Genomic DNA, 24611 nt, shown 5'->3' with positions numbered 1-24611 from the left:
GCATGCCGGCGCGGTATCGCGCCATCGCGAAATCCAGTTTGCGAAAGATTCGCCGGCAGTGAGAGAATGCAGCCTGCTGCCACAGCAAGCCGCGGAGAACGGAATGACGAACATGATTGGCAATGAGAGTCAGCGTCTGGCGTACAACTCCCGGTGCCGTTGCCGGAGTGACCTGACGCATGCGGTCCTGCGGCGGCTCGGCGAGGCGGCATCGGGCCGCCTGCCCATGCAGGAGCTCGCGGCCGGCGCCGCGGCGGGCGGGCCCGCGCTGGCGGCGCCGGTGCCGGCGCAGGCCGCGGCGCGCCCGACGCGGCTCAGGGGCGCGCGGATCTTCGACGGCAAGTCGGACGCGCTCCTGCAGGGCCTCGACGTGATCGTCGCGGGCAACCGCATCGAGGGCCTCGTTCCGGCCGGGCAGGACGCGGGCGATGCGCAGGTGATCGACTGCGCGGGGCACGTCGTCATGCCCGGCATGATCGATGCGCACTGGCATTCGATTCTCGCCGCGGTGCCGCTGAACGTGGCGATGACGGCCGACATCACCTACATCTACCTTCTCGCGGCGCAGGAAGCCGAGCGGACCGTCCTGCGCGGCTTCACCACCGTGCGCGACGTGGGCGGGCCGTCGTTCTCGCTCAAGCAGGCGATCGACGAGCACCGCATCGCGGGCCCGCGCATCTTTCCTTCGGGCGCGATGATCTCCCAGACCTCCGGGCACGGCGACTTCCGCCGGCGCGGCGAACTGCCGCGCACGGCGCTGTGCTCGCTGAGCGCGGCGGAAGTGGCGGGCATCTCGTCGATCGCCGACGGCGTGCCGGAGATGCTGCGGCGCGTGCGCGAGCAGCTCATGCTGGGCGCCAGCCAGATCAAGATCATGGCCGGCGGGGGCGTGTCGTCGATGTTCGATCCGCTCGACTCGGTCCAGTACACGGAGGACGAGATGCGCGCCGCCGTCGCCGCCGCGTCGGACTGGGGCACCTACGTCTGCGCCCACGTGTACACCTCGGCCGGCATCCGCAGGGCCATCGCGTGCGGCGTGAAATCGATCGAGCATGGCCAGCTCGCGGACGAAGAGACCGTGCGCCGGATCGCCGACGCCGGCGCGTGGTGGAGCCTGCAGCCGTTCCTGGCCGACGACGACGCCAACCCGAAGGCGACCGACGCGCAGCGGCTGCAGCAGAAGGCGATCGCAGAAGGCACGGTGCGCGCGTTCGAGCTTGGCCAGAAGCACGGCGTGAACATGGCGTGGGGAACCGACGTCCTGTTCAATCCCGCGGGCGCGCTGACGCAGGGCAGGCAACTGGCCAAGCTGGCGCGCTGGTTCGGTCCCGCCGACGTGCTGCGGCTCGGCACCAGCCGCAACGCCGCGCTGCTCGGCCTGTCGGGCGCCCGCAGCCCCTATCCCGGCGCGCTGGGCGTCATCGAGCCGGGCGCGTTCGCCGACATGCTGGTGATCGGCGGCAACCCGCTCGAAGACATCACGCTGATCGCGGACCCGGCCAGGAACATGAAGATCATCATGAAGGACGGCCGCATCCACAAGAACACGCTGGGCGTGCCGTACCACTAGCCGGCCAGGCGAGGGGACGCGGGGGCGCGGGGGGACGCGAACGGACATGCAAGGCCGCGGCGCGGCGCGGATACGGGGCAGCCGAAGGGGGCGCATTGGAAAGCATCAATATTGCCATTGCCATGCTGGGCGCGGTGCTGGTGAGCGGCGCGGCGGTGCGGGTCATCCCGTGGCCGGTGCCGCTGCCGCTGCTCCAGATCGCGCTGGGTTTCCTGATCGCCGGCGTGTTCGAGCGCGGCGTCAGGCTCGACCCCGACGTCTTCTTCCTGCTGTTCCTGCCGCCGCTGCTGTTTCTCGACGGATGGCACATCCCCAAGGACATGCTGCGGCGGGACAAGCTGGGCATCTTCCAGCTTTCCGTGGTGCTGGTCGTCATGACCGTGGTCGGCGCCGGCTACGCCATCCACTGGATGATTCCGTCGATGCCGCTGGCCGTCGCGTTCGCGCTGGCCGCCATCATCTCGCCGACCGATCCGGTGGCGGTGGCCGGCATCACGCGCCGCCTGACCGTGCCGCGCCGCATCACCTCGATCCTCGAAGGCGAGGCGCTGTTCAACGACGCCAGCGGGCTGGTTGCGTTCCGCATCGCCATCGCGGCGGCGATGACCGGCGCGTTCTCGCTCTCGTCGGCGGTGATGTCGTTTCTCTGGGTGGCGGGCGCGGGGCTGGCGACCGGCGCGCTCGTCACGGCGGCCGTCATGCGGCTGCGCGACGGCTTCACGAAGCGCTTCGGCGAGGAGCCGCGCTCCGAGGTGCTGCTGAGCCTGCTGATTCCGTTCGCCGCGTATTTCCTGGCCGAGCACGTCGGCGCCTCGGGCATCCTGGCCGCCGTGGCCGCCGGCGTGACCATGAGCTACGCGGAGCTGTCGGGGCGCGTCAGCGCGTTCGCGCGCATGCAGCGCCAGGCGGTGTGGGACATGGTGCAGTTCGTCCTCAACGGGATCATGTTCGTGCTGCTCGGCGAGCAGTTGCCGCGGGTCTTCCGCGCGGCGGCGCGGACCGTGACGCAGGCCGGGGACGACCCGTGGCTGCTGCCGGTGTACGCGCTGCTGATCTGGCTCATGCTGGCGGCCCTGCGCCTGGCGTGCATCTTCGTCTCGGTCAGGCTGGCGCGGATCGTGCGCAATGCCACGCCGCCGCCCGAGGCGCGCGCCACGCCGCGCATCATGCTCGCGCTGTCGCTGGGTGGCGTGCGCGGCGCGGTGACGCTGGCCGGCGTCATGACGCTGCCGCTGCTGCTGCCCGGCGGCGAGGCGTTCCCGGCGCGCGACCTCGCGATCTTCCTCGCCGCGGCCGTGATCATCATCTCGCTGGTCGGCGCGAGCATCGGCATGCCGCGCCTGCTCAAGGGCATCGAGCCGGCGCGGTCCTCGCCGCACCAGCGGCAGCGGGAATTCGCGCGGCAGGCCGCGCACCGGGCGGCGGTGAACCGCATCTCGACCATCCTCGACGCGCAGCGCGAAGAGGATTCCTCGCTGGAGGCGCGCCGCTACATGGACGTGGTCGACCAGGTGCTGGCGGGGCTGCACGAGCCGCTCGGCCATGCCGCGGAGCCGGCGGGCGACGGCCACAAGCCGGTGCGGCGGGACGTCGAGCGGGCCATGCGGCGGGCCGCGATCGAGGCATCGCGCGAAGCCATCTACAAGCTCGCGCGCGAGCGCGAAATCTCGGACGAGGTGGCGCGCGACATGGTCCGGCTGCTGGACCTGGAGGAAGTGCGGCTGGCCTGACCCGCGCCGGCGCGGGCGGAGTGCGCGGTGTCGGTTGCGCGGTATCAGTCCAGCGAGAAATCGTAGTCGCGCTCGACCCGGCAGATGCGGGTCTTGTAGGCCGCGTACCAGCGCTCGCGGCCGAGCCGCTGCGCCATCAGGTGCGCGGCGTCGCGCTTCCACGCCGCGATCGCTTCGAGGCTTTCCCAGTAGGACACCGTGATGCCGATGTCCTCGCGCGCCGACTCGACGCCGAGAAAGCCGGGCTGCCGCGACGCGGAGGCTTCCATCGCCTCGGCCATCGCGCCGTAGCCGTCGTCGGCCCCGGTGCGGATGGAGGTGAAGATCACGGCGTAATAAGGGGTGGCGCGGGTGTCGGCAATGGGCATCGGGGGCCTCTCGTCGCGTGGGAAGGGGACTGGCCGGCCATCTTACCAAGGCCCCGCCGGGCCGGGTGCCGTTGGCCCATTCGTCGGTCCATGCATCGGCCGACGCATCGGCCTACGTGTCGGCCCGGTGCGCCATGAAATCGCGCGGCGCCTGTCCCAGCGCGCGCCGGAACATGGTGGAGAACGCGCCGGCATTGGCGTAGCCGGTCTCGGCCGCGACGTGCCCGAGCGGCTTGCCGCGGCTCATCAGGTCCACCGCGTGGGCCAGCCGCAACTGCTGGCGCCAGGCGGCGAAGCTGGTGTGCAGCTCGGTGCGGAACAGGCGCGCCAGCGTGCGCTCGCTGGCGCCCGTGCGCGCCGCCCACTGCGCCAGGCTCAAGGCCGAGCCGGGCGCTTCCATCAGCGCGTCGCACAGCGCCTTGAGGCGGCGGTCGGCCGGCAGCGCCAGCCCGGGCCACAGCGCGGGCGCCGCGCGCAGCTCCTCGATCAGCAGCTCGGCGCTCAACTGCCGCCGGCGCGGCGACAGGTCCGCCGCGCCGGCGAGGGCGACCAGCAGCTGCCGCATCAGCGCCGACACCTCCAGCACCGTGCAGCTCGCAAGCGACAGCGGCGCCGCGGCCGGCAGCACGTAGCAGGCATGCAGCGCGGCATCGCCGAGCGTGACGGTCTCGTGCTCCACGTCCGGCGGGATCCACACCGCGCGCATGGGCGGCACCACCCAGGTGGTGTCCCCGGCCGTCACCCGCATGCTGCCGCGCAGCGGCAGCGTGACCTGTCCCCATGCGTGGCGGTGGCGGCGGATGATGGCGTTGGGCGGCGGCAGGCGCAGGTGCACGACGACCGGCTGCGCGGCGGTCGGTTCGGTCAGCGGGATGGGCTGGTAGGTGGTGCGCGTCATCGGCGGGTGTCTCGTCGCGGGGATTCCCGGGGCAGATCCTGCACCGGGTCCGGCGTGATTTTCGGTGCGAATTCCGGTGCGATTGCCGGCGGTGGCCGGAATTCGTAAGAAGTTGCCCGGAAAGTGTAACTCCGCCAAACGCGCGCGGCCTAGCATGACCGGCATGCCAAGGCGCCACGGAGCCCGCCCCCATGAGCAACACCATCGGCAACACCATCAGCAACACCAGTCCGGCCACCGCCACGGCCCGGCCCGCGGCCAGCCCGCCGCCCGCCGGCAAGCTTTCCGACAGCGCGCGCGCCGCCGCGGTCATCGCCGTGTGCGTGGCCGCCGTGTGGCTGGCGGGGCGCGCCGCCGGCCTGCCGGCGCCGCTGGTGACGGCTGCGGCGCTGGTGGCGTCCACCGTGTGCTGCTGGGCACTCGGCGTGCTGCCGGAGCCCGTCACCACGCTGCTGTTCTTCCTGTGCGCGGTGCTGCTGCACGTGGCGCCGCCCGCGGTGGCGTTCTCCGGCTTCGCCTCCACCGCGTGGTGGCTGATGTTCGGCGGCGCAGTGACCGGCGTGGCCTTGCGCCACACCGGGCTGGCGCAGCGCCTGGCGGCCATCGTCTTCCGCGGGCGCACGGGCAGCTACCGGCAGGTGATCGCCACCGTGGCGCTGAGCGCGGTCGGCCTGGCTTTCCTGATGCCGTCGACCACCGGGCGCGTGCTGCTGCTGATGCCCATCGTGCTGGCGCTGGCGGACCGCCTCGGCTACGCGCCCGGCTCGAACGGGCGCATCGGCATGGTGCTGACGGTGGCGCTGGCCAGCTACATGCCGCCCACCACCATCCTGCCGGCCAACATTCCCAACAGCGTGCTGCTCGGCGCGGCCGGCTCGCTGTATGGCATCAACCTGAGCTACGGCAGCTATCTGCTGCTGCATTTCCCCATCCTCGGCGCGCTCAAGACCGTGCTGCTGGTGTGGCTGGTGTGCCGGCTGTTCCCGGAAGCGGGGCGTCCCGCCGCGCCGCCGCCGCAGGACGCGGGCGCGCCGGGCCGGCAGGAAACCGTGCTGGCGGCGATCCTGGCGCTGGCCGTGGCCGGCTTCGCCACCGACGCGCTGCACGGCATCTCGCCGGCGTGGATCTCGCTGGCGGCCTGCATCGTGTGCCTGCTGCCCGGCGTGGGGCTGGTGTCGCCGCGCATGCTGGCCGAGCAGGTGCACCTGACGCCGCTGATCTACGTGGCCGGCTTCCTCGGCCTGGGCGCGGTGGTGGAGTCGACCGGGCTGGGCCTGGCGATCAGCAGGGCGTTGTTGCAATGGCTGCCGCTGGCGCCGGGGCACGACGCCGCCAACGTGGCGGCGCTCGGCGCGATGGGCGCCGCCCTGGGGCTGGTGGCCACGCTGCCCGCGCTGCCCGCCGTGCTCACGCCGCTGGCCGGGGAGCTGGCGCAGGCCACCGGCCTGCCGCTGGAAAGCGTGCTGATGCTGCAGGTGCCGGTGTTCTCCACGGTGTTCTTCCCGTACCAGTCGCCGCCCATCGTGATCGCCATGCAGCTCGGCGGCGTGGGGCTGCGCGCCGGCAGCCGGCTGTGCCTGGCGCTGGCCGCGCCGACCCTGCTGGTGCTGCTGCCGCTGGACTACTTCTGGTGGCGCCTGCTCGGCTACCTGCCCTGAGCGCGGCGATGGCCTGCAAGCTCGGGCCATCTGAGGCATGATCTCGACCTTCGATCCGTGGCTCGCCCGACTGCGGGACCGGCCCGGCTCAACCGTAGGAATGCAATCGACATGACGACAAGAGCGGACTGTGCCGCGGCAACGCAAGCCGGCCCGGTGGGCGGCGCCAGCTGGATGACGCTGCTGCTGGCCACGGCCTGCGGGCTGATCGTGGCCAACCTGTATTACGCCCAGCCGCTGATCGGCCCGATCGGCCACGCGCTGGGGCTGTCGCCGCAGGCCGCCGGGCTGATCGTGACGCTGATCCAGGCCGGCTACGGCCTGGGCCTGCTGCTGATCGTGCCGCTGGGCGACATCATCGAGAACCGCCGCCTGATCTGCACGCTGCTGGCGGCCAGCGCGGTGGCGATGGCGGTCGCGGCGCTGGCCGGCCACGCCAGCGTGTTCCTGGCCGCGGCCGTGTGCATCGGGCTGAGCTCGGTGGCGGCGCAGGTGCTGGTGCCGTTTGCGGCGCACCTGGCGCCCGAGCACGTGCGCGGCCGGGTGGTGGGCAACGTGATGAGCGGGCTGATGCTCGGCATCATGCTGGCGCGGCCGGTCTCCAGCCTGGTCACCGACCTGTTCGGCTGGCACGCCATCTTCGCCGGCTCGGCGGTCGGCATGGCCGTGCTGACCGCCGTGCTGGCGCGGCTGCTGCCCGACCGCCGCCCGGTGCCGGTGCGCTACGGCGCCTTGCTGGCATCGATGTGGGAACTGCTGCGCACCCAGCCCGTGCTGCGCCGGCGCGCGGCCTACCAGGCCTGCATGTTCGGCGCCTTCAGCCTGTTCTGGACCACCGTGCCGCTGTGGCTGGCGGGACCGGAGTTCGGCCTGAGCCAGAAGGGCATCGCCCTGTTCGCGCTGGCCGGCGTGGCCGGCGCCGTGGCCGCGCCCATCGCCGGGCGCCTGGCCGACCGCGGCCTGGGCCGCCCCACCACCGCGCTGGCGATGGCGCTGGCGGCCGGCGCCTTCCTGCTGGGCATGGCCGGCACACCCGGCTCGATGCCGGCGCTGGCCGCGCTCACCATCGCCGCCATCACGCTCGACTTCGGCGTGGCGGCCAACCTCGTGGTCGGCCAGCGCGCCATCTTCTCGCTCGGCGGCGCCATCCGCGGGCGGCTCAACGGCGTCTTCATGGCGATCTTCTTCGCCGGCGGCGCCATCGCCTCCGCGCTGGGGGCCTGGGCCTTCGCCCACGGCGGCTGGATGCTGACCAGTTGGATCGGGTTCGGGCTGCCGGTGCTGGCGGGGCTGTATTTCGCGACGGAGCGGCGGCCGGCAGCGGCACACCGCTGAGCCGGGGCCGGATTGGTCCCGGATTGGTCCCGGATTGTCCGGACTGCCGCGGAATGGGCGAGGGTAGGCGCTGACTTCGTGATGGCGCCGGCGCTTTCCCGGTGCCTTCCTTTGCCCGCGCGGGGAGGGAAACAGCAAGTGGCGAGCTGATCTTGTCGAGCGCGCGAGGCCGGCCCCAAGCCGGCCTTTTTTGTTGTCCGCAGAAATTCCCCACTTTCCTGTCAACGGGAACTATTACTGTTCGTTACGAAATATTACGGGCCGGATACATTTGCCTGGCCTCCCGTCCGTCGGGAGACCTGCCGTCTCGTAAACATCGTGTCAGATGCCGCGGACAGACAAGACCGGTTACCGGCTCAGCTGCGGAACAGGGGAGCTTCAAGCCGTGCAGGGACCAGTGTCGAGCCTTCAATGGCTCTCGGCAATCCACGCCCGTGGTTTATTCCGTGACTTCGGGCCGTTTTTCTACTTTCGCTATCTGGCGACATTGAGCGCGCTGGCGGTGTTCTGTTATCCGCAATATGGCGCGCGCTCGCGTCTCAAGCGCCTGAAACTGTTCTGCCGCTCGGCGTTCCGCTTCGCGGCGGTGCGCGCCTGGCTGCAGGCGGTGGATGCCTGCGCGCTGATGCGGTGCGTGGCGGTGGCCAGGCCGGCGCTGCTGGAGCGCCCGTACCGCCCGCTGGGTGTGTCCGGGCTGGGCTTCCGCGCGCGCATGGACACGGTGCTGGACCACTATCGCACCCTGCGCGCGCTGGTGCCGATGGCGCTGTGCGAGCGCATCTACGTGCATGGCGGGCTGGCCTGCGCGTTTGGCGAGGCGCGCTATGCGCTGCGCCTGGCCGACTCGGGGCCCAACCCCAAGGAAGGCGAACTGGCCTTCTACTGGCAGGACACCGCCAGCGGCACCTGCCTGAGCCAGCTCAGCTTCTACCTCCGGCAGGGCAAGGATGGCGCGGAGATCTTCGTCGGCGGCCTGCAGGGCCCGATGGGCGAGCACAGCCGCGACCTGATCCGCGAATCGACCAAGGCCTGCGATGGCCTGCGCCCCAAGGACACGGTCATGGCAGCACTGCTCGCCCTGGCGGCGGCGCTCGGCGCGCGCCGCATCGTGGGGGTATCCCGGCGCAACCACGTCGGACGCCAGCGCCATACGCCGCGCGCGATCCTGTGCGACTACGAAAGCTTCTGGGCGGAGTACGGCGGCGTGCCGCTCGGCTGCGGCAACATCGGCATGCCGGTCGACCAGCCGCGCCGCGACGTGATGGAACTGCCCTCCAGGAAGCGCGCCGCCTATCGTCGCAAGCAGGCGCAGGCCGACGGCATCCAGGCGGCCGTGCAAGGCTGGCTGACCGCACCCGACGCCATGCCGGCCACCATGCATGCGCCGGCCCTGATGCAGGTCAGGCCGCCGGAAGGCTCGTCGCCGATGGCGGCCTGAAGGTGGCATCAGGGCAGCCTCAGGACGGCATGCGGCGAGGCGGCGCCGCGCCGCATGCCACCAGGACGAGCGCAAAGCGCGGGAATTCTCCCGCGCTTTTTTTTCGTGTCCGGCTGCGGGTCCGCTAGTTAACCCTAGTAGTCTAGGTTTGTAGACCTTACTAAAGTAGCTCGCTTGCAGCCAGGCTGCGCCCGCCGCTCGCGCGGCTTGCCGAGCTTTCCGCCGCTCCTTTCGCCGCTCCTTTCGCCGAACATGCAGAACTCCGCGCTGCCCCCAGCCTTTGCCGCCTCCGGCGATCTGCTTTCGCGCAGCCGTCAACCCGTCTACCTCCAGCTCGCCACCATCTTCCGCCGCCATATCGAGAGCGGCGAGTGGCGGCCCGGCGAGCGCATTCCCTCGCTCGAGCAGCTTTGCCGCGAGTTCGGCGTGGCGCGCATGACGATGCACAACGCGCTGACCCTGCTGGACGAGGAAGGCCTGCTGATCCGCGAGCGCGGCCGCGGCACCTTCGTCAAGGCCGGCTGCCGCGAGCGCCGCCCGCTGACGCTGCCGGTCAGCTGGGATCAGGCCGTGGCGGTGGGCGAGCGGCTCGGCACCGAGGCGCTCGGCGAATCCGACGGCCTGGTGCCGCTGCCCGACGAGCTCGGCCTGCCGTGCAGCGCCGCGCGCGCGCCGGGCTACCGCTTCCTGCGCCGCCTGCACCGCATCGAGCACAAGCCGTTCGCGCTGAGCGAGGTGTACATCGAGGCCGGCGTGTTCGCGCGCGAGCCGGAGGCGTTCCGCCAGGGCGCCTCGGTGCCGGTGCTGGACCGCTTCCCGCAGCTCAAGGTCACGGCCGCCCGCCAGCGCCTGTCCGTCATTGCCGCCGGCGCGGAAACCGCGGCCCGGCTGGCGCTGCCGGTCGGCGCGCCGGTGGCCGAGCTGCGCCGCCATGCCTGCGTGGATGGCGTGATCGTCTATTACGCGCGCATCGAATTCCCGAGCGAGTTCGTCTGCCTCGACTTCGACCTGCTCGCGCCCGGCGCGGGCGCCGTCCCCGCTTATCCGCCACGTCCGGCCGCGCAGCCGTGACCGCGGCGGCCGTCCCGATTCAGCACCCTCATCCTGCAACCCAACCGGAAACCAAGCCAATGCAGACAACCGAGCGCAACCAGCCGAACCACGCAGACAACGGGCAGGGCGAACTGAACGGCGCCGAAAGCCTGGTCAAGACGCTGCTGGCGTGCGGCGTGGATACTTGTTTTGCCAATCCCGGCACCAGCGAAATGCACTTCGTGGCCGCGCTCGACCGCATCCCCGGCATGCGCTGCGTGCTCGGCCTGTTCGAAGGCGTGGTGACAGGCGCGGCCGACGGCTACGCGCGCATGGCCGACAAGCCCGCGGCCACGCTGCTGCACTGCGGCCCGGGCCTGGCCAACGGCCTGGCCAACCTGCACAACGCGCGCCGCGCGCAGACGCCGGTGGTCAACATCGTCGGCGACCAGGCCACCTACCACCGCCCGTTCGACGCGCCGCTGACCGCCGACACCGAAGGCTGGGCGCGCCCGGTCTCGGTCTGGACCCGCACCGCCACGCATGCCGCCTCGGTCGGCGCCGATGCCGCCGCCGCGGTGCAGGCCGCGCTCGGCGCGCCGGGCGGCGTGGCCAGCCTGATCCTGCCCTCCGACGTGTGCTGGGACGCCGGCGGCAAGGTCGCCGCGCCGCTGCCGCCGCTGCCGGTGCCCAAGGTCTCGCCCGACGCCGTGCAGCAGGCCGCGCGCGTGCTGCGCTCCGGCCAGCCCACGCTGATCGTGCTGGCCGGCGCCGCGCTGCGCGAAGCGCCGCTGGCCGACGCACACCGCATCGCCGCCGCCACCGACGCGCGCCTGATCACGCCGATGTCCAACGCGCGCGTGTCGCGCGGCCGCGGCCGCTTCAACGTCGACCGCGTGCCGTACTCCGGCGACGTGGCGCGCGCCAAGCTGGCCGGCATCCGCAACGTCATCCTGGTCGGCGCGCCGCCGCCCGTGACCTTCTTCGCCTATCCCGGCAAGTCGCCGCGCCCGTACCCGGAAGACGCCGACGTGCTCGTGCTCGCCCGCCCCGAGCAGGACCTCGCCGAAGCGCTCGCGCGCCTGGCCGACGAACTCGGCGCGCCCGCCGTCGCGCTGCCGGCCTCCGCTGCGTCGCACGAAATCGCCAAGGGCGCCGTGACCTCCGAAGCCGTGGCGCAGACGCTGACCGCGCTGCTGCCCGAGCAGGCCATCGTGGTGGAAGAAAGCGTGAGCTTCGGCCGCGCCTTCTATCCGGGCACCGTGCACGCCGCGCCGCACGACTGGCTGCAGCTCACCGGCGGCGCCATCGGCGACGGCCTGCCGCTGGCCACCGGCGCCGCCGTCGCCGCGCCCGGCCGCCGCGTGGTCGCGCTGCAGGCCGACGGCTCCGGCATGTACACGCTGCAATCGCTGTGGACGATGGCACGCGAAAAGCTCGACGTGACCGTGGTGGTGCTGGCCAACCGCAAATACGCGATCCTGCTCGGCGAACTCGCCGGCGTCGGCGCCAATCCCGGCAAGACCGCGCTCGACATGCTCGACATCGGCAACCCCGATCTCGACTGGGTGAAGCTGGCCAACGGCATGGGGGTGGAAGGCGCGCGCGCGGTGGATATGGAGGGGTTTGCGGCGCTGTTCGCGGCGGCCAATGCGAAGGCGGGGCCGTTCTTGATTGAGTTGGTGATTTGAGCTGTTAGCCGGCGCGCCCGATGGGGAATCCGTTGGAACAGGCATATCGTGGACTGGCCACCGTGCGGTATCGGGCCAGCCACGGCAGGCAATCGCGAAGATGGATTGTTCCAGGGAATCCGTCATGTCCTGCCACGCTGCGTTCCCGGCAGCGTGCCGGCGGAAGTATCGGATGTGATTGGATGCATTATTGGCGGCAATGATCGTCAACAGGCTGCGGCATAAAGGAAGCAGGAAGAGAAACATCCCAATGCCGCATCACCTTTCCAGTACATCGTCGACTACCACTTTGCCATCTCCTGATCGACGGGGTGGCGCTGTGGATCCAACACGTATCCTCGGTTTCGATGAAGGGCTTCCGCTTGGTTGCCGATGCGTCGGTGAGCGGCGAGAGGTCATTCGTTAGCGGAATTTGAGAAGGGAACATCCGCCGATGCTGAACCATCTTCATATCAAGAACTTCAAAGCCTGGAAAGACACGGGTCCGATTCGTCTGGCGCCATTGACGGTGATTTTCGGCGCCAACAGCGCGGGTAAAAGCAGCCTCGGGCACTTGTTGCTGGCTCTGCAGCAAACGGCGCGCTCGACAGATCGAAAACGGGCTCTGCATCTGGGAGATACCTCCTCACTCATCGATCTGGGCACCTTCGCAGACTGCGCCTGCACGGCCATGACTTGACGCAGTCACTGGAGTTCGAGATCGGCTGGTCTTTGCCCAGGGCGCTGGAGGTGCGCGATCCACTGCAAGTCGCGGTGCGTTACCAGGGCGACCATATGCGGCTGGCGGTGGAACTGGTTGCCGGCAAGTCCGCCCAGCCCGAGGTGCAGGCACTGAGTTATGTACTGGGCTCGGATGCGGAAGACGTTCTCGATGTGTCGCTGCGGCGAGATGACAAGCGGAAATTCACGCTGTCATCGCAGCGCTACGGGTTCAAGATGGCCGACGGCCGCAAATGGCCTCTCGAGGAGCCGGAGAAGTTCTATCGCCTGTCGGACGTCAGCAATGCGCGCTTCAAGAACGCGGGCTTCCTGGCGGACTTCGCGCTGGCCACCGAGGCCATGCTGGATAGCCTGTCCTATCTGGGGCCTCCGCGCAATCATCCCCAGCGGATCTATCAGTGGTCGGGAGATACGCCTTCGAGCGTGGGGCAGATGGGCGAGTACGCCATCGCGGCAATCCTGGCGGCACAGAGCGAAGGGCGCATGCTCAACCGTGGCCCGAAGCGGGCCAAGCAGGGATTTGCCACGTTCATTGCCGCCTGGCTGAAAGACCTGGGCGTGATACATGATTTTTCCGTCAAGCCCGTGGCAGAAGGGCGCAAGGAATACGAAGTCCTGGTCAGGACGCATGCCAAGGCGCCGGAGGTCAAGATCACCGATGTCGGGTTCGGCGTGTCGCAGGTGCTTCCGGCTTTGGTGCAGGCTTTCTATTGCCCGCCGAACTCCACGGTGTGGATGGAGCAGCCCGAGATTCATCTGCACCCGCAGGTGCAGGCCGAACTGGCGGACGTATTCATTTCGGCCACGCAGGCGCGTGAAAACGGCAGGGCGCGTCATGTTCAACTGATCGTGGAAAGCCACTCCGAGCATTTCCTCAACCGCCTGCAGCGCCGCGTGGCCGAGGGCGCCGTTGCACCCGAGGACGTGGCGGTGTACTTCTGCCGTCGTGCCGGCGCCGCCACCGAACTGGAGCCGCTGCAGTTGAACATGTTCGGCGAAATCGAGAACTGGCCGGACCACTTCTTCGGCGACGAGATGGCCGACATCGCGGGCCGCACCCTGGCAGCGATGCAGCGCAGGCGTGAGTTGGACCAGAAGGACAGGGCAGAATGAAGGCTGTCATCGATACCAATGTCCTGCTGGTGGCGAATGGGCAGCATGCCGACGTGTCGGCCGATTGTGTCATCGAGTGCAAGCGGCACCTGCCGGGCCGCGCGACGATGCCAGGATCGTCTTGAGACGACCCCTACCCCACCATCACCTCCCCATACCGCTGCACATGAAAATCGCTATCTCCCAGCAGCGGGTCGATCATCGTCAGCCGCTTGAAGTAGTCCCCCACCTCGAGTTCGTCCGTCATCCCCATCCCGCCGTGTAGCTGCACCGCCTGCTGGCCGACGAAGCGGCCGGCCCTGGCGACCACCACCTTGGCGCCGCTGAGCATGCGGCGGCGCTGCGCGGGGTCGGTTTCGTCCAGCGCCTGGGCGGCGACGTAGGCCATCGACAGCGCCAGTTCCTTCTGCACCAGCATGTCGGCCATGCGGTGCTGCAGGGCCTGGAACGCGGCCAGCGGCTTGCCGAACTGCTGGCGCGTGCGCAGGTATTCGCCGGTGATCTCGATCAGCCGTTCCATTGCGCCGGCGGCTTCGGCGCACAGCGCGGCGATGCCGTGGTCGATGCCGTGCGTGAGCGCGGCCAGGCCGTTGCCTTCGCTGCCGACCAGCGCGGCGGCGCCGACCGTGGCGTTGTGCAGCGTGATGTCGGCGGCGCGCAGGCCGTCCATCGTGGGATAGCCGTGCACGCTCAGGCCGGGCGTGTCCCCGGGCACCAGGAACAGCGACAGTTCGCTGCTGCCGGCGAGGCGCGCGCTGACCAGGAAGGCGTCGGCGGCTTCGCCGTGCCAGGCTAGGGTCTTGGTGCCGTTGAGCTGGTAGCCGTCGTCCTTGCGCTCGGCCGCCGCGCGCGCGCTTTCGGCGCGGTAGCGCGTGGTGGGCTCGAGGTAGGCGAGGGTGACGATGCGCTCGCCGCCGGCGATGGCGGGCAGCCATGCTTCTTTCTGCGCCGCGCTGCCGTAGGCGCTCAGCACGGCGGTGGAGATGACCGCGGCGGGCGTGACCGGCTCGAGCACGAGGCCGCGGCCGAGTTCGCGCTGCACCACCAGCTGGCTGGCGGCGCTTTCGCCGAAGCCGCCGTATTCGGCGGGCACGGTCAGGCCGAGCACGCCCATCTCGGCGAGCTGGGCCCACGCGGCGCGGTCGAGGCTGTTGCCGCCGCGCGCGCTGGCGCGGCGCCGGGCGAAGGTGTATTCGGTGTCGATGAAGCGGCGCAGGCTGTCGGCCAGCATCTGCTGTTCTTCGCTGTAGTTGAAGTCCATGACTGTGCTTGTTCCTTCCGTCCCGGCGTTCAGAAACCCAGGATCATCTTGGAGATGATGTTCTTCTGCACTTCGGTGGCGCCGCCGTAGATGGAGGTCTTGCGCATGTCGAAGTAGGTGGAGGCCGCGGGCGCGGCCCAGGCCGGCGCGTGCGTCGGCAGGTCGGCGGGCGTCTCGCCGGCCTCGAGCCAGCGCGGCGAATACGGCCAGGCGCCGGGGCCGGCCACTTCCATCTGCAGCATGGCCAGGTCCTGCTGGATCTCGGAGCCGCGGATCTTGACGATGGAGGCCTCGGGGCCGGGCTGGCCGGCGGACTGCGTGGCCACGCGCAGCAGCAGCATTTCCAGCGCCATGATGTCCATCTCGATGCGCGCGATCTTGTCGCGCATGCGCACGTCGTCGATCAGCGGGCGGCCGGCGCCGTCGGTGGCCTGCGCGGCGTAGTGCTTGAGCTGGCGCAGTTCGCGGTTGCAGTGGCCGATGCCGGCGATGCCGGTGCGCTCGTGGCCGAGCAGGTACTTGGCGTAGGTCCAGCCGCGGTTCTCTTCGCCGAGCAGGTTGGCCGCCGGCACTTCCACGTCCTCGAACCACACTTCGTTGACGTCGTGGCCGCCGTCGAGCGTGACGATCGGGCGCACCGTCACGCCGGGCGTCTTCATGTCGATCAGCAGCATGGAGATGCCTTCCTGCGCCTTGGCCTCGGTGTCGGTGCGCACCAGGCAGAAGATCCAGTCGGCGAAATGCGCCATCGTGGTCCAGGTCTTCTGGCCATTGACGATGTAGCGGTCGCCGTGGCGCACCGCGCGCGTCTTGAGCGAGGCCAGGTCCGAGCCGGAGCCCGGTTCCGAATAGCCCTGGCACCAGAAGTCTTCCACCGTGGGGATGCGCGGCAGGAAGCGTTCCTGGTGCTCGGGGCTGGCGTACTTCATCAGCACCGGGCCGATCATGGTCAGGCCGAACGGCAGCAGGCGCGGCGCGCCGGCGCGGAAGGTCTCGATCTCGAAGATCAGGCGCTGCAGCGGCGTCCAGCCGGTGCCGCCCCATTGCTTCGGCCATGTCGGCGCGCCCCAGCCGTGCGCGTGCAGCACGCGGTGCCAGCGCACGTAGTCGTCCTTCTCCACGCGCTGGTGGGCCAGCACCTTGTCGCGGATGTCCGCCGGCAGGCTGGCCTGCGCGAAGGTCCGAACCTCTTCGCGGAACGACTGCTCCGCGGCGTTGAAACGCAAATCCATCTGCTTGTCCCCTCGGTTGGGAAGGCTGGCCGCGTCGCGGCGGCGGCATGCCGGCGCAACGCGGCTGCCTCCACGATACGGTGGGACGATTCTATGTGCGGCGCGTGGTTCGGAGTTTCCGCAATGGCAAAGCCGCACTTCGGCAGGCACAAAGCGTTGTGCGGTTGTTGTCCCCGCATTCCTGACAAGGGTTTCCCCCAGTGCGCGGATGGCGGAGCATGCCATTCACGCCAGCCTGAAGGCGGCCTTAGCCAAATCCAAATGGCGTGCCCGCGGCGGCTGGCCCAAACTGGCGCCGTGCCATCGCAGCACAAAACAGAAATCACGCCGAGGAGACAGGCGCATGTCACGCTGGACCCAACGATGCACCAGGCTGCTCGCGCTATGCGGCGGACTGCTGGCCGCCGCGAGCGCGTTCGCGGCTTATCCCGACAAGCCGGTGCGGCTGGTCGTGCCCTTTCCGCCGGGCGGCGCCACCGACCTGCTGGCGCGCGAGATCAGCCATGCGCTGTCGGTGCGGCTGGGCCAGCCGGTGGTGATCGAGAACCGGCCCGGCGCGGGCGGCAATATCGCCGCGGTGTCGGTGGCGCGCGCGCCGGCCGATGGCTACACGCTGTTCTTCGGCACCTTCGGCTCGCTGGCCGTCAACAAGAGCCTGTACGACAAGCCGGGCTACGACCCGCTCAAGGATTTCGCGCCGGTGGCGTCGGTGGCCTACCTGCCCAACGTGCTGGTGGTGCACCCGTCGGTGCCCGCGCGCAACGTGGCCGAACTGATCGCGCTGGCCAAGCGCGAGCCCGGCAAGCTGAGCTACGGCTCGTTCGGCAACGGCTCGTCCTCGCACCTGGCGGGCGAGTTGTTTACCCACATGGCGGGCGTGCGCATCGACCACGTGCCGTACAAGGGCAGCGCGCCGGCCATGACGGACCTGATCGGCGGGCGCCTGACCATGATGTTCGACAGCATTTCCACGGCGCTGCCCTATGTGCGCGACGGCCGCGTGCGCGCGCTCGGCGTGACCACCGCGAAGGCGTCGGACCAGTTGCCCGGCGTGCCCACGCTGGCCGCCGCGGGCGTGCCCGGCTACGAGCTGACCGCGTGGTTCGGCGTGGCCGCGCCGGCCAACACGCCGCCGGCGGTGGTCGACCGCCTCAATGCCGAGATCGTGGCCGCGCTGGCGCAGCCCGAGCTGGCCGCGCGGCTGGCGGCGCAGGGCACGGTGCCGTTCCCGTCCACGCCGGCGCAGTTCGGCGCCTACATGCGCAGCCAGTACCAGAAGTGGGACGGGCTGATCAAGTCGGCCGGCATCCACCTGGACCAGTAGCTTTGCCCGTGGCCGGCGCTTCGCGGCGCCGGCTTCCTCCTGTCAGCGTCATCCGCATTACATCGCCCGCATCATGCCTTCCTTCCGCCCTGAGTTCATCCACGACATCCCCAAGCACTGGGCCGAGCGCGCGCCCGACGCACTCTGCCTGCACCTGGCCGGCGGGATCCTGAGCTACGGCGCGCTGTGGCAGCGCATCGCCGCCGCGCGCGACTGGCTGGCCGCGCGCGGCGTGGGTCAGGGCGACCGCGTGATGGTGGTGGGCGAGAACTGCACCGAGATGGTGGTCATGCTGTTTGCGTGCAGCACGCTGCATGCGTGGCCGATCCAGGTCAACGCGCGGCTCTCGCCGCGCGAGATCGACGGCATCCGCGCGCATGCGGAGCCGCTGCTGACCTTCTTCACCAGCAACGTGTCCGACGTGGCCGCCGCGCACGCGGCCCGCCTCGGCGCGCAGCCGTCGGACTGCGCCGCGCTCGACCCGAACTTCACGGTGCTGCGCGCGGAGCACGCGCCGCAGCGCGTGGAGGCCGCCGAGGCGCGCGACATCGCCACGCTGATCTATACCTCGGGCACCACTGGCGCGCCCAAGGGCGTGATGGTGCCGCACGCGGGCCTGACGGTGTTCGCGCGCATCTCCGCCACCTCGCGCGACCTCGGCCCGGACGACATCGCCTACGGCGCGCTGCCGCTGTCGCATATCTTCGGCATCGCCACGGTGCTGATGGCCACGCTCTATGCCGGCGCCAGCCTGGTGATGCGCCCGCGCTTCGACGCGGCCGACGTGTTCGCGGCGCTGCGCTCGCCCGGCCTCACCATGCTGCAGGGCGTGCCGACCATGTTCACGCGCATCATGGCGCTGGCGCGCGAGATGACCGCGCGCACCGGCCAGACCGGCGCCACGGCCTTCCCGCGCCTGCGCTACCTGTACACCGGCGGCGCGCCGCTGGACCCCACGCTCAAGCGCGACACCGAGGCGTGGTTCGGCCAGCCGCTGCACCACGGCTACGGCATCACGGAGTACGCCGGCTCGCTGTTCATCACGCGCAAGGACGCGCCGCGCGCGGACTGCTCGGCCGGCTACATCGTCGAAGGCGTGGAGATCGCCATCACCGACGAGCAGGGCCAGCCGATGCCGCCCGGCGAGCGCGGCCAGATCCGCGTGCGCGGGCCCGGCGTGATGCGCGGCTATTTCCGCAACGCCGGGCAGACCGCCGAGGCGCTGCTGCCCGGCGGCTGGCTCAACACCGGCGACCTGGGCTATCTCGACGCGGACGGCGCGCTGTTCATCGTCGGCCGCTCGAAGGACCTGATCATCCGCTCGGGCTTCAACGTCTACCCGATCGAGGTGGAGTCGGTCATCAATGCCTTTCCCGGCGTGCGCCAGTCCGCCGTGGTGGGCCGCGCCGCCGCCGACGGCAACGAGGAAGTGGTGGCCTTTATCGAAACCCAGCCCGGCACCACGCTCGACGTGCCCGCGCTGCAGGCCTACCTGCGCGAGAGCCTGGCGCCGTACAAGCGGCCCGCGCAGGTGCGCGTGATCGAGACCATTCCCACCACCGCCAGCGGCAAGCTGCTCAAGCAGCCGCTGCGCGCCCTGGTGGAGGGCAACGCGGCGGCGGCCTGAACGCGCGCCGGCGCAAACACAAGAAGGAGGAGACACGATGAAACGATGGATGATGGCCGGCCTGCTGCTGGCCGCGGCGCACGGCGCCGCCTGGGCCGACGCCTACCCGGCGCGCCCGGTCAAGCTGCTGGTGGGCTACGCGCCCGGCGGCCCGGTCGACACCGCCGCGCGCATCTACGCCGACTACCTCGGCCGCGTGCTCAAGCAGCCGGTGGTGGTGGACAATCGCGCCGGCGCCAGCGGCGCCATCGCCGCGGACCTGATCGCGAAGTCCACGCCGGATGGCTACACGCTGTACTTCGTGGCCAGCCCGACCATGACCATGACGCCGCTGATCCAGAAGTCGGTGAACTTCAACCCGACCAAGGACTTCAGCTACATCGGCCTGATCACCGACTACACCAACGTCCTGCTCATCAACAAGGAATTCCCCGCCAAGGACGTGGGCGAGCTGGTGGACTACGCGCGCAAGCATCCCGAAGGCGTGAGCTTCGGCTCGGCCGGCGTGGGCGCCTCCAACCACCTGTCGGCGGAACTGCTGGCGGAGATGGGCGGCGTGAAGATGCTGCACGTGCCGTACAAGGGCAACTCGCCGGCGATGGCCGACGTGATCGGCGGCAAGGTGACGTTCATGTTCGACATCACCGGCACCGCCATCGGCTATATCCAGGGCGGCAAGGTGCGCGCGCTGGCGGTCACGTCGAAGGCCCGCAACGCCGCGCTGCCCAACGTGCCGACCATGATCGAGTCCGGCCTGAAGAACTACGACGTCACCGGCTGGTACGCGCTGGTGGGCCCGCCCAGGCTGCCCGCCGAGGTGGTGGACAAGCTGGTCAAGGCGCAGAAGGCGATCGGCGATGATCCGGCTTTCCAGCAGCGCATGACGCAGGGCGGCTACGACCTCAACATCACCGGGCCGAAGCCGCTGTCGGACCGTATCCAGAAGGAGCTGGCCTTGTGGGGCGGCGTGGTGAAGACGGCGAAGATCCAGGTGGAGTGAGGATGCGCTGAGTTTGTGTTGCTGGGAGGAAAGCGGCTCTGGTGGGCCGCTTTTTTTTTGCTGCCGTTTTTTATCCGGCGGGGAAGCGCGGGTTGCGGCTCGCGGTGGCGGTGACTTCGTGGTGGCGCCTGGCCCTCTCCCCCGGCCCCTCTCCCGCGCGCGGGAGAGGGGCCGGGGGAGAGGGCGAGCGCCGGCGAAAGCGAAGACATTCACTCCGCAAGAAGCACCAGTTCCCGCCCCGGCACGACAGCATCACACACCACCACGCGCCCCCGCAAACCGCCAAGTCAGTCCGCCTTGATGCCAAGCCGTTCCACCAGCGCCTTCTCGCTGGCGATCTGCTGCATGGCGTAGCGCGTGTAGCTCGCGCTGTCGAGGTACATCAGGTCCTGGTCCTGCTGCCTGAGCGCGGCGAGGTGCTGCGGGTCCTCGGCGGCGCGTTTGAGCGCGGCTTCGAGGATGCGCACCACGTGCGGGTCCATGTCTTTCGGCCCGGCCACGCCGTACGGCGAATTGGAGACGATGTCGTAGCCGAGTTCGCGCAGCGTGGGCACGCCGGGCCAGCGCGACGAGCGCTGCGCGGTCCACAGGTTGAGCCAGCGCAGCTTGCCGGCATCCACCAGCGTGCCGGCCGAGTTGCCCGCGGCGCACAGTTGCACGTGGTTGCCCATCAGCGAGTTGATGCAGTCGGCGTCGCCCTTGAACGGCACGTGGTTGACGGCCAGGTTTTCCTTGCCGGCCAGTTCCATCATGGTGAGGTGCGGCGAGGAGAACTGGCCCGGCGAGCCGTAGCCGAGCGTGCCGGGCCGTGCGCGCGCGGCGGCGAGGAAGTCATGCCAGTCCCGCCACGGCGAATCGGCGCGCACCACCGCGCCGAAGGTATAGCCGGTGATGCGCGCGAGGTAGGTGAAGTCACGCGCCGGGTCGAAGGTGGTCTTCTGGACGAAGGGCTGGCGGAACACCGTGACCGGCATGACGGCGAGCGTGTAGCCGTCGGGCCGGGCCTGCCTGATGGCCATCGCGCCCATCGTGCCCGAGACGCCGGGCTTGTTTTCCACCATCACGTTCTGGCCGAGCGCCTGTTGCAGGGCCACGGCGAACTGGCGCGCCACCACGTCGGTGGTGCCGCCCGCCGCGTAGGGGACGATCAGCGTGACGGGCCGCGCCGGATAGGGCGGCTGCGCCCGCGCGGACGCGGCGCAGAGCACGGCGATGGCGCCGCAGGCGGCGAGGCGGCGGGCGCGCCGCCCGGCCTTTCGGGATGCATGCATAGGAAGTCTCCATTTATCGTGGTTCCCCGCTGATCCCGATGTTGTATTGGTGTGCCGCGCCGGTCAGCCTGCGTCGTCCCTCCCGTCAGCCCTCCACCTCGGCCCAGGCCTCCATCGCCTGGCCGCCGGCGTCGTCGCCGGTCCACAGCGCGATCCTGCCGGGCGTGGCGGCGTCCGGCGCGCCGCCCACGGTCACGGTGTCGTGGTGGAACAGCGGCGCCAGCCCGCGGAAGCCGAAGCGGCGCACCTTGGCCGCCGGCATCTCGCGCGCCAGCAGGTCGAGCGTGAGCGCGGCCTGCAGCGGGCCGTGCACCACCAGCCCGGGATAGCCTTCCACGTCGCGCACGTAGTCGTGGTCGTAGTGGATGCGGTGGCCGTTGAAGGTCAGCGCCGAGAAGCGGAACAGCATGACCGGGCCGGCCTGGAGCTGGCGCTGCCACGTCGGCGCGTGCGCCAGGCGCGGGCGCGGCGGCAGCGGCTGGCCGGGCTCGGGCATGGCGCGGTAGACCAGGTCGTGGCGCTCGGTCAGCGCGGTCTCGCCGCCGACGGTGAGCACGTGCTCCACGGTGACGAACCACAGCTCGCCGCTGCGGCCGGTCTTGTATTCGACGTTGCGCACGGTGGAGGTGCGCGTGACGGTGTCGCCCACGCGCAGCGCGCGTTTGAAGTCGAGCTCGCCGCCGGCCCACATGCGGCGCGGCAGCGGCACCGGCGGCATGAAGCCCCCCAGCGCGGGGTGGCCGTCGCGGCCGAGCTCGCGCTGCGGCGCGCGCGGCAGGAAATACAGCCAGTGCCACAGCGGCGGCAGCGGGCCGCGCACGAGCGCGTCGGCGTCGAGGTCGAGCGTGGCGGCCAGGCCGATCACGGGTTCGGGGGAAAGGGTCTCGGTGCGGCTTTCGCTGCGGCCGATCCAGGTGCGCAGGTGTTCGAGCTGGGTCATGACGGATTGGCTTGCTGGGTTTCGGGGTGGCCGGCGAGCGCGAGCAGGCGCCGGGCTTGTTCGATGACGGGGCGGTCGACCATCTTGCCGTCGACCTGCACCGCGTGGCTGCCGCTGGCGGTGGCGGCCAGCACGCGCCGCGCCCAGTCGAGCTGCTGCGTGGTGGGCAGGAAGCCGGCGCGCACCGCGGCGAGCTGGGCCGGGTGGATGCACAGCTTGGCGGCGAAGCCGAGCGCGCGCGCGTGGGCCACGTCGTCGGCCAGCACGGCCTCGTCCTTGAGCGCGGTGGTGACGCCGTCCACGGGCGGCGGCAGGCCGGCCACGCGCGCGGCCAGCACGATGCGCGAGCGCGCCAGCAGCAGCGCTTCGCGCGTGTGCGCGCAGCCCAGGTCCACGGCGAAGTCGAGCGAGCCGAAGGCCAGGCGCGACACGCCCGGCGCGGCGGCCACCGCGTCGACGCCGTGCAGCCCGCGCGCGCTTTCGATGATGGCCACCATGCGGCCCTGCGGGTTGACCTGGGCCAGCGCCTGGGCGATCTCGCCGAGCGCGACCGGGTCTTCGGCCTTGGGCACCAGCAGGCCGGCCAGCGGCGTGTCCGGCGGCAGCGCGCGCAGCCAGTCCATGTCGGCGGCGAAGGCGGGCGAGCTGGCGTCGTTGATGCGCACGTAGGCGTGCGCGTGCGCGCCGCGCTCGCGCAGCCACGCGGCGATGGCGCCGCGCGCGGCCGGCTTGGCGTCCGGGTGCACGGCGTCCTCGAGGTCGAGGATCAGCGCGTCGGGCGCGGCGGCGGCGGCCTTGTCGAAGCGTTCGGGTCGGTCGCCCGGCACGAACAGGTAGGTGATGGCGGTGGCGGCGGTGGAGACTGAGGACATCGGTATTTCCCGGGAAGGTGAGGCGTCAGCGCGCGAGCGGCAGCCAGCCGTTGACGTCCGGCTGCTTTTCCAGCGCCCACACGCGCGCGATGATGGCGCGCATCTCCGCCTCGCCGGCGCCGTGGCGGAAGGCGCCGAGCTGGATCGCCTTGGCTTCGAGCTCCGGGCGCGACAGCGTGTTGCCGGGGTCGCCCTTGGGCACGTCCACGCGCGCGCCGAGCGTGCGGCCATCGGTGGTCCGCACGGTGACGCGGCCGATCCACTGGCGCGGATAGGCCGCGTTGATCTCGTCGTCGAGCGCCATCTCCACCTTGTCGCGGAAGGCGGCCACCTGCGCGTCCTGCAAGGCGTGGTCCTCGAACTCGCCGAGGCCGGCATGCGCGTGCAGCGCCACCAGGCCGAGCACGGTGCCCATCGAGAACTTGGCCTGGTGGATGGTCCTGGGATCGGTCACGGGGCCGAGTACGTCGATCGCGCCCTGGTGCACGTGCGCGGTCACGGCGGCGATCTGGTCCGCGCGGATCTGCTCGCGCAGCATCAGCGCCTTGAGCGCGTCGGCCGCCGGATGCGTGTGGCGGCACGAGGCGAAGAACTTGAACGAGGTCTCGGCCGTGGCCCAGCGCGTGCCCAGGCCATCGGTCAGCGCGGCCGGGTTGGCGTCGCTCGACATGCCCGCGGCCATGCCCTGCGCGCCCTCCAGGATGCGCTTCGCGCCGGTGAAGCCCGCGCGCGCGATCCACGCCGACATCAGGCCGTCCGCCGCCGCCTTGGCCGTGTGCAACTGCTTGGAGTCCGCCGCGTCGCGCAGGAATTCCCACAAGCCGGCGGCCTGCGTGCCGGCCGAGCCGAGCGCCTGGTTGATGCCCTCGGCATCCATGCCGTACAGCTTGGCCACCGCCGCCGCCGCCGCCAGCGTGCCGACCGTGCCGGTGGTGTGGAATACGCGGTAGTGCGAGCGGCCCATGAACTCGCCGATGCGGATGCCGGCCTCATAGCCGGCGATGGAAGCCAGCAGCACGTCCGCGCCGCTCTTGCCCTCGGCCTGCGCGGCGGCGATCACCGCCGGGAATACCACCGCGGCCGGGTGCAGCACCGAGCCGTTGTGCACGTCGTCCTGCTCCACCACGTGGGAGGACGCGCCGTTGATCAGCGCGGCGAAATACGGGGAGGTGCGGCGGCGGTCGACGAAGACTTCGGAGGGGCCTTGCTGCGGGCCCATCGCCGCGGCGAATTCCTGCAGTTTGCGGATGGCGGGGGCGTCCTTGCCGGCGATGGCGGAGGCGATCCAGTCGAGGAAGAGGTCTTTGGTTTTTTCTATGACTTCCTGGGGGATTTGTTCTAGTTTCAGGGTGGCGAGGAAGTCGCAGAGTTGGCGGGTTGGGTAGGTTTGGGTGTCGGGTTGTTGGGTCATTTTTTTTGCTCTGGGTTGTTCGTTTTTGGATGGTTTTTTACTTTAGAGTCAAGAGTTATTTGGGCTTAAAGTCAACTTCAAAGTCAACTGCTGAACGTCAAGATCAAAGTCAAAGTCAAA

21 protein-coding genes are annotated in these 24611 nt (G+C 70.4%); 13 read left to right on the top strand and 8 right to left on the bottom strand.

The features are described 5' to 3' along the window. The first annotated feature begins 103 nt into the window (after window positions 1–103). Window positions 104–1570: a metal-dependent hydrolase family protein gene (locus KF708C_RS11525; protein WP_059411907.1), complete on the top strand. Its 1467-nt coding sequence runs from the start codon at window positions 104–106 to the stop codon at window positions 1568–1570. 95 nt (window positions 1571–1665) lie between these two features. Then, entirely contained in the window at window positions 1666–3300 is a 1635-nt protein-coding gene (locus tag KF708C_RS11520; protein WP_059411906.1) for a Na+/H+ antiporter, read from the top strand. A gap of 44 nt (window positions 3301–3344) precedes the next feature. Here the strand turns inward: KF708C_RS11520 and KF708C_RS11515 are convergent, their stop codons facing one another. Continuing rightward, entirely contained in the window at window positions 3345–3668 is a 324-nt protein-coding gene (locus KF708C_RS11515) for an antibiotic biosynthesis monooxygenase family protein (protein WP_020202232.1), read from the bottom strand. Between the two features lie 112 nt (window positions 3669–3780). Further along, window positions 3781–4566, bottom strand: coding sequence for an AraC family transcriptional regulator (locus KF708C_RS11510; protein ID WP_059411905.1), 786 nt, complete (start codon window positions 4564–4566; stop codon window positions 3781–3783). A gap of 191 nt (window positions 4567–4757) precedes the next feature. Here KF708C_RS11510 and KF708C_RS11505 point away from each other — a divergent pair, with 191 nt between their 5' ends. From KF708C_RS11505 to KF708C_RS36890, 8 genes are all read left to right on the top strand, one after another. Continuing rightward, entirely contained in the window at window positions 4758–6224 is a 1467-nt protein-coding gene (locus KF708C_RS11505; protein WP_059411904.1) for an SLC13 family permease, read from the top strand. 111 nt (window positions 6225–6335) lie between these two features. Beyond that, window positions 6336–7559 (top strand): MFS transporter, encoded by a 1224-nt coding sequence (locus tag KF708C_RS11500; protein WP_052165841.1) that lies wholly within the window; start codon window positions 6336–6338, stop codon window positions 7557–7559. A 487-nt stretch (window positions 7560–8046) separates the two neighbouring features. Further along, window positions 8047–8997: a DUF535 family protein gene (locus KF708C_RS11495; RefSeq protein ID WP_059411903.1), complete on the top strand. Its 951-nt coding sequence runs from the start codon at window positions 8047–8049 to the stop codon at window positions 8995–8997. Between the two features lie 252 nt (window positions 8998–9249). Next, a complete protein-coding gene (locus KF708C_RS11490) occupies window positions 9250–10068 on the top strand; it encodes a GntR family transcriptional regulator (RefSeq protein ID WP_059411902.1) in 819 nt (272 codons plus the stop codon). A 113-nt stretch (window positions 10069–10181) separates the two neighbouring features. Then, window positions 10182–11720: an acetolactate synthase large subunit gene (locus tag KF708C_RS11485; RefSeq protein WP_059412032.1), complete on the top strand. Its 1539-nt coding sequence runs from the start codon at window positions 10182–10184 to the stop codon at window positions 11718–11720. A gap of 433 nt (window positions 11721–12153) precedes the next feature. Then, window positions 12154–12399: an AAA family ATPase gene (locus KF708C_RS35590; protein WP_156173795.1), complete on the top strand. Its 246-nt coding sequence runs from the start codon at window positions 12154–12156 to the stop codon at window positions 12397–12399. After that, window positions 12396–13553: an AAA family ATPase gene (locus KF708C_RS11480; protein WP_082079513.1), complete on the top strand. Its 1158-nt coding sequence runs from the start codon at window positions 12396–12398 to the stop codon at window positions 13551–13553. Before KF708C_RS35590 ends, KF708C_RS11480 begins: the two co-directional genes overlap by 4 nt. Beyond that, complete coding sequence (locus KF708C_RS36890; protein ID WP_269432149.1) at window positions 13550–13678, top strand: hypothetical protein; 129 nt, start codon at window positions 13550–13552, stop codon at window positions 13676–13678. The genes KF708C_RS11480 and KF708C_RS36890 overlap by 4 nt, the downstream gene beginning before the upstream one ends. 8 nt (window positions 13679–13686) lie before the next feature. Here the strand turns inward: KF708C_RS36890 and KF708C_RS11475 are convergent, their stop codons facing one another. Then, window positions 13687–14814, bottom strand: a complete 1128-nt coding sequence (locus KF708C_RS11475) for an acyl-CoA dehydrogenase family protein (protein ID WP_059411901.1) — start codon at window positions 14812–14814, stop codon at window positions 13687–13689. A 29-nt stretch (window positions 14815–14843) separates the two neighbouring features. Next, the gene (locus KF708C_RS11470) at window positions 14844–16046 is read right to left on the bottom strand and encodes an acyl-CoA dehydrogenase family protein (protein WP_059411900.1); all 1203 of its coding nucleotides are present in this window, start codon (window positions 16044–16046) and stop codon (window positions 14844–14846) included. Between the two features lie 343 nt (window positions 16047–16389). On the opposite strand from KF708C_RS11470, the gene KF708C_RS11465 reads away from it, so the two are divergent. The 3 genes from KF708C_RS11465 (at window position 16390) to KF708C_RS11455 (ending at window position 19997) form a co-directional block, all read left to right on the top strand. Next, a complete protein-coding gene (locus tag KF708C_RS11465) occupies window positions 16390–17370 on the top strand; it encodes a tripartite tricarboxylate transporter substrate binding protein (protein WP_020202244.1) in 981 nt (326 codons plus the stop codon). A gap of 73 nt (window positions 17371–17443) precedes the next feature. Continuing rightward, entirely contained in the window at window positions 17444–18997 is a 1554-nt protein-coding gene (locus tag KF708C_RS11460) for a class I adenylate-forming enzyme family protein (RefSeq protein WP_059411899.1), read from the top strand. Between the two features lie 37 nt (window positions 18998–19034). Next, window positions 19035–19997: a Bug family tripartite tricarboxylate transporter substrate binding protein gene (locus KF708C_RS11455; RefSeq protein WP_059411898.1), complete on the top strand. Its 963-nt coding sequence runs from the start codon at window positions 19035–19037 to the stop codon at window positions 19995–19997. Window positions 19998–20284: 287 nt separating this feature from the next. Here KF708C_RS11455 and KF708C_RS11450 read toward each other — a convergent pair whose 3' ends face one another. From KF708C_RS11450 to KF708C_RS11435, 4 genes are all read right to left on the bottom strand, one after another. Continuing rightward, window positions 20285–21268 carry a tripartite tricarboxylate transporter substrate binding protein gene (locus KF708C_RS11450; protein WP_059411897.1) on the bottom strand — a complete coding sequence of 328 codons (984 nt, stop codon included), beginning with the start codon at window positions 21266–21268 and terminating at the stop codon, window positions 20285–20287. Between the two features lie 85 nt (window positions 21269–21353). Beyond that, complete coding sequence (locus tag KF708C_RS11445; RefSeq protein WP_059411896.1) at window positions 21354–22208, bottom strand: FAS1-like dehydratase domain-containing protein; 855 nt, start codon at window positions 22206–22208, stop codon at window positions 21354–21356. After that, window positions 22205–23080: an HpcH/HpaI aldolase/citrate lyase family protein gene (locus KF708C_RS11440; protein ID WP_059411895.1), complete on the bottom strand. Its 876-nt coding sequence runs from the start codon at window positions 23078–23080 to the stop codon at window positions 22205–22207. The genes KF708C_RS11445 and KF708C_RS11440 overlap by 4 nt, the downstream gene beginning before the upstream one ends. A 25-nt stretch (window positions 23081–23105) precedes the next feature. Further along, window positions 23106–24491, bottom strand: a complete 1386-nt coding sequence (locus KF708C_RS11435) for an MmgE/PrpD family protein (RefSeq protein ID WP_020202250.1) — start codon at window positions 24489–24491, stop codon at window positions 23106–23108. Window positions 24492–24611 lie beyond the last annotated feature (120 nt).

The organism is Cupriavidus basilensis, from assembly GCF_000876015.1.
In the GTDB taxonomy this organism is placed as follows: Bacteria; Pseudomonadota; Gammaproteobacteria; order Burkholderiales; family Burkholderiaceae; genus Cupriavidus; species Cupriavidus basilensis_B.
This window is presented reverse-complemented; position numbering and strand designations above follow the sequence as displayed.

Bases quoted from the DNA above. Each gene is read 5' to 3' on its own strand.
- KF708C_RS11460 (WP_059411899.1), top strand. From the start codon at position 17,444: ATGCCTTCCTTCCGCCCTGAGTTCATCCACGACATCCCCAAGCACTGG.
- KF708C_RS11440 (WP_059411895.1), bottom strand. From the start codon at position 23,080: ATGTCCTCAGTCTCCACCGCCGCCACCGCCATCACCTACCTGTTCGTG.
- KF708C_RS11455 (WP_059411898.1), top strand. From the start codon at position 19,035: ATGAAACGATGGATGATGGCCGGCCTGCTGCTGGCCGCGGCGCACGGC.
- KF708C_RS11470 (WP_059411900.1), bottom strand. From the start codon at position 16,046: ATGGATTTGCGTTTCAACGCCGCGGAGCAGTCGTTCCGCGAAGAGGTT.
- KF708C_RS11465 (WP_020202244.1), top strand. From the start codon at position 16,390: ATGTCACGCTGGACCCAACGATGCACCAGGCTGCTCGCGCTATGCGGC.
- KF708C_RS11500 (WP_052165841.1), top strand. From the start codon at position 6,336: ATGACGACAAGAGCGGACTGTGCCGCGGCAACGCAAGCCGGCCCGGTG.
- KF708C_RS35590 (WP_156173795.1), top strand. From the start codon at position 12,154: ATGCTGAACCATCTTCATATCAAGAACTTCAAAGCCTGGAAAGACACG.
- KF708C_RS11505 (WP_059411904.1), top strand. From the start codon at position 4,758: ATGAGCAACACCATCGGCAACACCATCAGCAACACCAGTCCGGCCACC.
- KF708C_RS11475 (WP_059411901.1), bottom strand. From the start codon at position 14,814: ATGGACTTCAACTACAGCGAAGAACAGCAGATGCTGGCCGACAGCCTG.
- KF708C_RS11525 (WP_059411907.1), top strand. From the start codon at position 104: ATGACGAACATGATTGGCAATGAGAGTCAGCGTCTGGCGTACAACTCC.
- KF708C_RS11515 (WP_020202232.1), bottom strand. From the start codon at position 3,668: ATGCCCATTGCCGACACCCGCGCCACCCCTTATTACGCCGTGATCTTC.
- KF708C_RS11490 (WP_059411902.1), top strand. From the start codon at position 9,250: ATGCAGAACTCCGCGCTGCCCCCAGCCTTTGCCGCCTCCGGCGATCTG.
- KF708C_RS11445 (WP_059411896.1), bottom strand. From the start codon at position 22,208: ATGACCCAGCTCGAACACCTGCGCACCTGGATCGGCCGCAGCGAAAGC.
- KF708C_RS11450 (WP_059411897.1), bottom strand. From the start codon at position 21,268: ATGCATGCATCCCGAAAGGCCGGGCGGCGCGCCCGCCGCCTCGCCGCC.
- KF708C_RS11435 (WP_020202250.1), bottom strand. From the start codon at position 24,491: ATGACCCAACAACCCGACACCCAAACCTACCCAACCCGCCAACTCTGC.
- KF708C_RS36890 (WP_269432149.1), top strand. From the start codon at position 13,550: ATGAAGGCTGTCATCGATACCAATGTCCTGCTGGTGGCGAATGGGCAG.
- KF708C_RS11510 (WP_059411905.1), bottom strand. From the start codon at position 4,566: ATGACGCGCACCACCTACCAGCCCATCCCGCTGACCGAACCGACCGCC.